Genomic DNA, 8,679 nt, shown 5'->3' on the forward strand with positions numbered 1-8,679 from the left:
CCCGTTCTCACGAAATGATTGCGATTTCCGTGTTGGCGCAGCCTGGAAACGGCACTCGCTGGTGGTTTCTGCTGCACGACCCGCACGAATGGCGGATATCCGCGGCGAATCGGCTGGCGTGGCGTTGACGCCGCAGAAAGCGCGCTCCTAGTGTGCCCCCAAGACGGGGCTGATTCGCGCCCGTACCACCATGCAAGATGCACAGGAACCTGAAGGGGGGTCCCACATGAACAAGCAGGATTTGGTTAACGTTGTTGCGGAGGCTGCCGATCTTCCCAAGGCCAAGGCGGGCGATGTTCTGGACGCAGTTTTCGAGGCGATCGAGAAGGCCCTGAAGAACAACGCCGAGGTCCGTCTCGTCGGCTTCGGCACCTTCAGCACGTCCAGCCGCAAGGCTGGCACGGGCCGCAACCCGCGCACGGGCGAGGAGATTGCGATCCCGGCGACGACGACCGTCCGCTTCAAGGCCGGCAAGGGCCTGAAGGACGCGGTGAACTGAGACTGCCGCCTTTGGCAGCCAGTGGTGAAAGGGCCGACCCGCAGGGGCCGGCCCTTTTGCCGTTCAGGGGCCTTGGCGCAGCCAGCCTGAGGCGCTACGGCAAGGGCGGCGAGGGGCGCTTAGCTCAGCGGTAGAGCGCCTGTCTTACACACAGGTGGTCGGCGGTTCGATCCCGTCAGCGCCCATTCTCCCGCGGCAGGGCCCCGGGTAATCCCCCGATGCGGGCATACGCGGCGAGGCTCCGTCGCCAATGGCGCGGCCCGCGGCGCCCAATTCCCAATTTTTCGTCCCTGAACTTGATGGCCAGGCGGCGCTGCGGTCCGGCCCGGCGCCAAACGGCAGCGCCGGGGCCCCGTGGATGGATCACGCGACTCGCGGGAAATACTGTGGCCGCTGCTCAACCCGAGGGTTCTCCGGGCCTCGCCCGGCAGCGTTTGCCCGCATGCGAGGGGCTGTTGACAGGGTGCCGCCGCGCCCCTATTCCCCGTTTCACTGTTCGCGGGCGGGTGTAGCTCAGTTGGTTAGAGCGCCGGCCTGTCACGCCGGAGGTCGCGGGTTCGAGCCCCGTCACTCGCGCCACGCGAACAGGTTTTCCCAGTAGATGACAGGATCAGGGTGTGCACCAAACGGTGTGCGCCCTAAATCCTGTTTTCTGCATTTCGGCTGTCATGCCCGCCGGACATTGCCGCATGTCAACGCTTTCATCATGCAGAGGGCCTATGGCGGAGGAAGCGCAGCGAGGCTAATCTCCGCTGCGCTGCAACGCGATAGGGACGGGGCCTGCGGGATTGGCGCAGACAGCCCTGCCTTGACGCGCAGGTGGAACAGCAAGGGCGCCGTGTGGCACCCTGGACAGGCAAGGACAGCCGAGGCCCCATGACACAGCCGCTGCTGGCAGAGTATTTCCCGATCCTGGTCTTCCTCGGGATCGCCGCCGTCATTGCCAGCGCGATGGTGGGCGGTGCGCTTCTGGCTGCGAAGCAGAAGCCCTATGCCGAGAAGCTCTCGGCCTATGAATGCGGCTTCGAGCCCTTCGATGACACGCGCCGGAAATTCGATGTGCGATTCTACCTGGTCGCCATCCTGTTCATCATTTTCGACCTGGAAGTGGCCTTCCTGTTTCCCTGGGCGGTGACGCTAGGTGAGATCGGCTGGTTCGGCTTCCTGTCCATGATGGGCTTCCTTGGCGTGCTGACGGTCGGGTTCATCTATGAGTGGCGCAAGGGCGCGCTGGACTGGGAATGATGGCCGGGCTGCAAGGCCCAGTCACGATGAGGGGCCTCGGCCCTTCCGACAAGGGGCGCCGGCGGGGCGCCCGGAGAACAGCATGAGCGGTTCGGACAGCAACGCGATCGCCTGGAACCGGGAGGCTCTGCCCCCCGGCGCCCAGCAGGATTCGGTGGTGCGCGGCATCACCGGGGAGATCGAGGAAAAAGGCTTCGTCATCGCCAACCTCGACAAGGTGGTGAACTGGGCCCGGACCGGCAGCCTCTGGCCGATGACCTTCGGCCTGGCCTGCTGCGCGGTGCCGATGATCCACGCCTATATGGCGCGCTACGACCTCGACCGCTTCGGCATCATCCCGCGCGGGTCGCCGCGGCAGTCGGACGTGATGATCGTGGCCGGTACGCTGACCAACAAGATGGCCCCCGCCTTGCGCAAGGTCTACGACCAGATGTCGGAGCCGCGCTGGGTGATCTCCATGGGGTCCTGCGCCAATGGCGGCGGGTACTACCATTACAGCTACTCCGTGGTGCGCGGCTGCGACCGGATCGTGCCGGTCGATGTCTATGTGCCGGGCTGCCCGCCAACGGCGGAGGCGCTGGTCTATGGCATCCTGCAACTGCAGAAAAAGATCCGCCGGACGGGGACCATCCTCCGTGGTTGACGCGCAAGCCTTGCAGGCGCTGGGCGCCGCCATCGCCGAAGCCGCCGATGCCCTGGTTGGGGACAATGTGGTGGAGGAGGTGTTCGTGGAACGCGGGGCGGAGCTGGTGCTGCGCGCGCGCCGCGACCGGATCGTGCCGCTGATGGAGATGCTGCGCGACGATCCGCGCTTCGCCTTCGAACAGGTGATGGACATCTGCGGCATGGACTGGCCGGAACGCGCGGAGCGTTTCGAGGTGGTCTACAACCTGCTCAGCCTGGCGCTGAACCAGCGCGTGCGCGTGCTGGTCTCGACCGATGAGGCGACGCCGGTGCCGAGCCTGATCAACGTCTGGCCCGCCGCCACTTGGTATGAGCGCGAGGCCTGGGACATGTACGGCATCGTCTTCGATGGCCAGCCCGACCTGCGCCGCCTGCTGACCGATTACGGCTTCGAGGGCCATCCGCTGCGCAAGGATTTCCCGCTCACCGGCCATGTGCAGGTCCGCTACGACGAGACGCGCAAGCAGGTGGTGAACGAGCCCGTCGTGCTGACCCAGGACTTCCGGTCCTTCGACTTCCTCAGCCCGTGGGAAGGCATGACCACGCTGCCGGGCGACGAGAAGGTGCACCAGGTTCGGACGGAGCGCGGGCAGATCGAGGGGCCCCAATCATGAGCACCGAGCTGATCTCCGGCCTGCCACAGATGGATGGGCCGAACGCGTCCCAGAAGCTGTTCGACGCCGAAACGCACACCATCAATTTCGGCCCGCAGCATCCGGCGGCCCATGGCGTGCTGCGCCTCATCCTGGAGATGAAGGGCGAGGTGGTGGAGCGTGCCGATCCGCATATCGGCCTGCTGCATCGCGGCACCGAGAAGCTGATCGAGTACAAGACCTACCTGCAGGCCATGCCCTACATGGACCGGCTGGATTACGTCTCGCCGATGTGCATGGAGCACAGCTTCGTTCTCGCGACGGAGCGGCTGCTCGGCATCGAGAATGATGTGCCGCTGCGCGCCAAGTGGATCCGCACGATGTTCGCGGAGATCACGCGAATCCTAAATCATCTCCTCAATGTCACGACCTACGCTTTGGACGTGGGAGCGATCACGCCGTCACTCTGGGGCTTCGAGCAGCGCGAACATCTGCTGGAATTCTACGAGCAGGTGGGTGGCTCGCATTACCATGTGAACTACTTCCGGGCCGGTGGCGTCGCGAAGGATCTGCCGGCGGGGCTTGAGGATCGGATCGGCGCCTGGTGCCTGCGCTTCCCGAAATTCCTCGATGAGCTTGAGGGGTTGCTGACGCAGAATCGCATCTTCAAGCAGCGCACCGTCGATATCGGTGTGATGTCCGCGGAACAGGCGATGTCCTGGGGTTTCAGCGGGCCTTGCCTGCGTGCCTCCGGCTGCGCCTGGGACCTGCGGAAGTCGCAGCCCTACGAGATGTACGATCAGCTCGATTTCGAAATCCCGGTCGGCGTGCAGGGCGATTGCTATGATCGCTACCTGGTGCGGATGCAGGAAATGCGGCAGTCGCTGCGCATGATCGAGCAGTGCCTCAGCCACATCCGCCCCGGCCCGGTGAAGATCGCCGACCACAAGATCGTGCCGCCGTCCCGCGGCGAGATGAAGCGGTCGATGGAAAGCCTGATCCATCACTTCAAGCTTTATACCGAGGGCTATCACGTGCCCGCGGGCGCGACCTATACGGTGACCGAGGCGCCGAAGGGTGAGTTCGGTGTGTACATGGTGGCCGACGGCACCAACCGCCCCTATCGCTGCAAGATCCGCGCGCCCGGCTTCGCGCATCTGCAGGCGATGGAGGCGCTTTCGAAGGGGCACATGCTGGCGGATGCCGTCGCCATCATCGGCAGCCTCGATATCGTGTTCGGGGAGATCGACCGGTGAGCTTCGAACAGCCCACGCATTTCGCCTTCGACGAGTCGAGCGAAGCCGAAATCGGGAAAATTCTCGCCAAATATCCGGAGGCGAAGAAGGCCTCCGGCGTCATCCCGCTGCTCTATGTCGCGCAGCGCCAGATGGGTCGCAGCACCGGCAGTGCCTGGGTGCCGAAGGTGGCGATGGATGTCATCGCGGGGCGCCTCGGCATGGCGCCGATCCGTGTGTACGAGGTCGCGACCTTCTACTTCATGTTCAACATGAAGCCGATCGGGCGCCACCACCTTCAGCTCTGCGGCACAACGCCCTGCATGCTGCGCGGCTCGGATGACGTGATGCGCGCTTGCCATGATGCGGCGCATGTGCAGGTCGGCCAGACCTCGGCCGATGGGCTGTTCACGCTGACCGAGGTGGAATGCCTCGGCGCCTGCGTGAATGCGCCGGTGTTGCAGGTGGATGACGACTACTTCGAAGACCTGGACTACGAACGCACCGTGGCGCTGATCGAGGCGCTGAAGCGCGGTGAGCGTCCGACGCCGGGCAGCAGCATCGGTCGCCAGACCAGTGCGCCGGAAGGCGGGCCGCTGACGCTCGTCGATGTGCCCGGGGTCGTTGTGGCAGGGGGAGAATAGGCAATGGCGCTCTCCGACAAGGACCGCATTTTTACCAACCTGTACGGCGTGCAGGATTGGCGGCTTGCCGCTGCGCAGAAGCGTGGCAACTGGGACGGCACGGGCGGGATCCTCGCCAAGGGTCGTGACTGGATCATCGAGGAGATGAAATCCTCCGGCCTGCGCGGTCGCGGCGGCGCGGGTTTCCCGACCGGCATGAAGTGGTCCTTCATGCCGAAGCAGGCGAGCGAGCGGCCGCACTACCTGGTGGTGAATGCCGATGAATCCGAGCCGGGCACCTGCAAGGATCGCGACATCATCCGCCACGATCCGCATACGCTGATCGAGGGCTGCCTGATCGCCGGCTTCGCCATGGGCGCGCATGCCGGCTACATTTATATCCGCGGCGAATACTTCAATGAGAGCCGTGTTCTCGATGCCGCCATTGACGAGGCCTATGCGGCCGGGCTGCTGGGCAAGAACGCGGCGGGGTCGGGCTGGGATTTCGACCTGTATGTGCATCGCGGCGCCGGCGCCTATATCTGCGGCGAAGAGACGGCGCTGATCGAGAGCCTTGAGGGCAAGAAGGGCATGCCGCGGCTGAAGCCGCCATTCCCGGCTGCTGTCGGCCTCTATGGCTGTCCGACCACGGTGAACAACGTCGAGACCATCGCCGTGGTGCCGACCATCCTGCGCCGTGGCGCGGCGTGGTTTGCGGGCTTCGGCCGGCCGAAGAATTCCGGCACGAAAATCTTCTGCATCCAGGGCCATGTGAACAAGCCCTGCAATGTCGAGGAGGAGATGAGCATCCCGATGCGGGAGCTTATCGAGCGTCATGCCGGCGGCGTGCGCGGCGGCTGGGACAATCTGCTGTGCGTCATCCCGGGTGGTTCATCGACGCCGCTGCTGCCAAAGCATATCTGCGACGACGTGCTGATGGATTTCGATGCGCTGCGCGAGCACAAATCGGGCCTCGGCACGGCGGGCGTGATCGTCATGGACAAGTCCACCGACATCGTCCGCGCCATCGCCCGCCTGTCGCGTTTCTACAAGCATGAGAGCTGCGGCCAGTGCACGCCGTGCCGAGAGGGCATGGGCTGGGTCAGCCGCATGATGGACCGGATGGTGCAGGGCCGCGCGGAGATCGAGGAAATCGACGTGCTGGAGGAAGTCACCCGGCGCATCGAGGGCCACACCATCTGCGCGCTGGCCGATGGTGGTGTCTGGCCGGTGCAGGGGCTGATCCGGCACTACCGGCCGGTGATGGAAGAGCGCATCGCCGCGTACAAGGCCGCGCATGCCGCGCCGTCCTTGCCGATGGCGGCGGAGTAACGGCGATGGCGAAGGTCACGGTAGACGGGATCGAGGTCGAGGTCCCGAACGGCGCCACGGTGCTGCAGGCGTGCGAGGCCGCGGGCAAGGAAATTCCGCGCTTCTGCTACCACGAGCGGCTGAGCGTCGCCGGCAATTGCCGCATGTGCCTCGTGGAAGTGGAAAAGGCGCCGAAGCCCGTCGCCTCCTGCGCCTATCCGGTCGCGGATGGCATGGTGGTGAAGACGGACAGCCCTGTGGTGCGGAACGCGCGCCGCGGCGTCATGGAATTCTTGCTGATCAACCACCCGCTGGATTGCCCGATTTGCGACCAGGGCGGCGAGTGCGACCTGCAGGACCAGGCGGTTGGCTACGGCATGGACCATTCCCGCTACCGCGAGGCGAAGCGGGCGGTGAAGGACAAGTATGTCGGGCCGCTGATCAAGACGATCATGACGCGCTGCATCCAGTGCACGCGCTGCGTCCGCTTCGCGGCGGAAGTGGCCGGCGTGCCGGAGCTGGGTGCCACGGGTCGCGGTGAGGCGATGGAAATCGGCACCTATGTCGAGAAGGCGCTGACCACCGAGCTTTCCGGCAACCTCATCGACATCTGCCCGGTCGGCGCACTGACCTCGCGCCCCTACGCCTTCGTGGCGCGGCCGTGGGAGCTGCGGAAGACGGACAGCATCGATGTGCAGGATGCGACCGGCACCAACATCCGCATCGACACGCGCGGCCCGGAAGTGCTGCGCATCCTGCCGCGCATCAATGAGGATGTGAACGAGGAATGGATGGCCGATCGCGGCCGCTTTTCCTTCGACGGCCTCAAGCGCAAGCGGCTGGATCGGCCATGGGTGCGCGTGGATGGTGGGCTGCGGCAGGCAAGCTGGCCGGAGGCTTTTGCCGCCATCGCCACGAAGTTGAAGGGAATGCGCGGCGAGCGCATTGGCGCCATCGCCGGTGATCTGGTGGAAGCCGAAAGCATGTTCGCGCTGAAGGCGCTGATGGCGAAGCTCGGCTCCGAGAATCTGGATTGCCGCACGGATTTCGCCGCCGTCGATGTGACGCGGCCGGATTTCTATCGCTTCAACACCACCATCGCCGGCATTGAGGAAGCGGATGCGCTGCTGATCATCGGCAGCAACCCGCGCACCGAATCCCCTGTCATCAACGCCCGCATCCGCAAGCGCTGGGTCGCCGGGCGCTTCCCGGTGGGCCGCATCGGCCCGGCCGGCATCGACCTGACCTATGCGCACGAACATCTGGGGGAGGGGCCGGACGCGATTCGCGCGCTGCTGGATGGCTCGCACCCCTTCATGGAAGTGCTGAAGACCGCCAAGCGTCCGATGGTGCTGCTCGGCCGCGGGGCGCTGATGCGCGCCGATGGGTTGGCGGTGCTGGCCGCGGCCTGGGAAGTGGCGCGCCAGGCGGATGCGCTGCGCGAGGATTGGCACGGCTTCAACCTGCTGCATCTGTTCGGCGGCCAGGTGGGCGCCCTGGCGCTCGGCTTCCTGCCGGGGGCCTCGGGCCAGGATATCGGCCAGATGCTGAATGGCGGCGTCGATGCGTTGTGGCTGCTGGGCGCGGATGGCGTGGACCCGGCGACCATCCCGGCCGAGACCTTCGTGATCTATCAGGGTCACCACGGCGACCGCATTGCCGGCCGCGCTGACGTGATCCTGCCGGGCGCCGCCTATACCGAGAAGGACGGCACCTGGCTGAACACGGAAGGCCGCGTGCAGCGTGGGCACCTGGCCGTGCATCCGCCCGGCGAGGCGCGTGAGGATTGGCGCATCATCCGCGCGGCCAGCGAGGCTCTGGGCGCCACGCTGTCCTTCGATAGCCTGGCCGCGCTGCGTGACGCGATGGCGCTGGATGAGGGGTTGGAGCGTCGCTTCGTGGCGGACGCCACTGGCCCGGCTGCCGACCCATCTGCGATGTCCGCTGCGCCCTTCGTGCTGCCGCTGGCGAACTACCACCAGGCGGATGTCATTGCCCGCGCATCGGACGTGATGGCGCAATGTGCGGCGACCTACGCCGCGCCGATGCCGGTCGCGGCGGAGTAGGGACATGGACGCTTTCCTCGCCACGCCTCTGGGCGTGCTCGCGCTGACGGTCGCGCAGACCATGGCGCTGCTGGTGCCGCTGCTGCTCGGCGTCGCCTACCTCACCTGGGCGGAACGCAAGGTGCTCGGCGCCATGCAGATGCGGAAGGGGCCGAATGTCGTCGGCATCTTCGGCATGCTCCAGCCCTTCGCCGACGCCATCAAGATGCTGATGAAGGAGACCATCATTCCTTCCGGCGCGTCGCGCGCGCTGTTCATCATGGCGCCGATGATCACCTTCATCCTGGCGATGCTGGGCTGGGCCGTGATCCCGGTGAATGACGGTTGGGCGATCGCCGACATCAATGTCGGCATCCTTTATCTGTTCGCGATCTCCTCGCTCGGCGTCTACGGAATCATCATCGCCGGCTGGGCCTCGAACTC

Annotated in this window: 9 protein-coding genes and 2 tRNA genes; all 11 read left to right on the top strand. The window is 65.6% G+C overall.

Annotated features, from left to right (window positions below; translation table 11 throughout):
* Positions 1–226 precede the first annotated feature (226 nt).
* On the top strand, positions 227–499 hold the full coding sequence (locus Q8S40_RS24420; protein WP_304815914.1) for an HU family DNA-binding protein: 273 nt from the start codon (positions 227–229) through the stop codon (positions 497–499).
* A gap of 113 nt (positions 500–612) precedes the next feature.
* Positions 613–684, top strand: a tRNA-Val gene (locus Q8S40_RS24425).
* A gap of 317 nt (positions 685–1,001) precedes the next feature.
* Positions 1,002–1,078 (top strand) — tRNA-Asp (locus Q8S40_RS24430).
* A gap of 297 nt (positions 1,079–1,375) precedes the next feature.
* Positions 1,376–1,744 (top strand): NADH-quinone oxidoreductase subunit A, encoded by a 369-nt coding sequence (locus tag Q8S40_RS24435; protein ID WP_305672488.1) that lies wholly within the window; start codon positions 1,376–1,378, stop codon positions 1,742–1,744.
* 82 nt (positions 1,745–1,826) lie between these two features.
* Complete coding sequence (locus Q8S40_RS24440) at positions 1,827–2,387, top strand: NADH-quinone oxidoreductase subunit B family protein (RefSeq protein ID WP_304815911.1); 561 nt, start codon at positions 1,827–1,829, stop codon at positions 2,385–2,387.
* Positions 2,380–3,042: an NADH-quinone oxidoreductase subunit C gene (locus tag Q8S40_RS24445; RefSeq protein WP_305672489.1), complete on the top strand. Its 663-nt coding sequence runs from the start codon at positions 2,380–2,382 to the stop codon at positions 3,040–3,042. The genes Q8S40_RS24440 and Q8S40_RS24445 overlap by 8 nt, the downstream gene beginning before the upstream one ends.
* A 29-nt stretch (positions 3,043–3,071) precedes the next feature.
* Positions 3,072–4,277 carry an NADH-quinone oxidoreductase subunit D gene (locus tag Q8S40_RS24450; RefSeq protein ID WP_305672496.1) on the top strand — a complete coding sequence of 402 codons (1,206 nt, stop codon included), beginning with the start codon at positions 3,072–3,074 and terminating at the stop codon, positions 4,275–4,277.
* The gene (locus tag Q8S40_RS24455) at positions 4,274–4,900 is read left to right on the top strand and encodes an NAD(P)H-dependent oxidoreductase subunit E (protein WP_305672490.1); all 627 of its coding nucleotides are present in this window, start codon (positions 4,274–4,276) and stop codon (positions 4,898–4,900) included. Before Q8S40_RS24450 ends, Q8S40_RS24455 begins: the two co-directional genes overlap by 4 nt.
* A gap of 3 nt (positions 4,901–4,903) precedes the next feature.
* Positions 4,904–6,211 (top strand): NADH-quinone oxidoreductase subunit NuoF, encoded by a 1,308-nt coding sequence (gene nuoF, locus Q8S40_RS24460; RefSeq protein ID WP_305672491.1) that lies wholly within the window; start codon positions 4,904–4,906, stop codon positions 6,209–6,211.
* Between the two features lie 5 nt (positions 6,212–6,216).
* Positions 6,217–8,256 carry an NADH-quinone oxidoreductase subunit NuoG gene (nuoG, locus tag Q8S40_RS24465; RefSeq protein ID WP_305672492.1) on the top strand — a complete coding sequence of 680 codons (2,040 nt, stop codon included), beginning with the start codon at positions 6,217–6,219 and terminating at the stop codon, positions 8,254–8,256.
* 4 nt (positions 8,257–8,260) lie between these two features.
* Positions 8,261–8,679 (top strand): NADH-quinone oxidoreductase subunit H (locus Q8S40_RS24470; RefSeq protein ID WP_305672493.1); only part of this gene is annotated, 419 nt, incomplete at its 3' end.

This window comes from Falsiroseomonas sp. (assembly GCF_030695085.1).
Lineage (GTDB): Bacteria > Pseudomonadota > Alphaproteobacteria > Acetobacterales > Acetobacteraceae > Falsiroseomonas.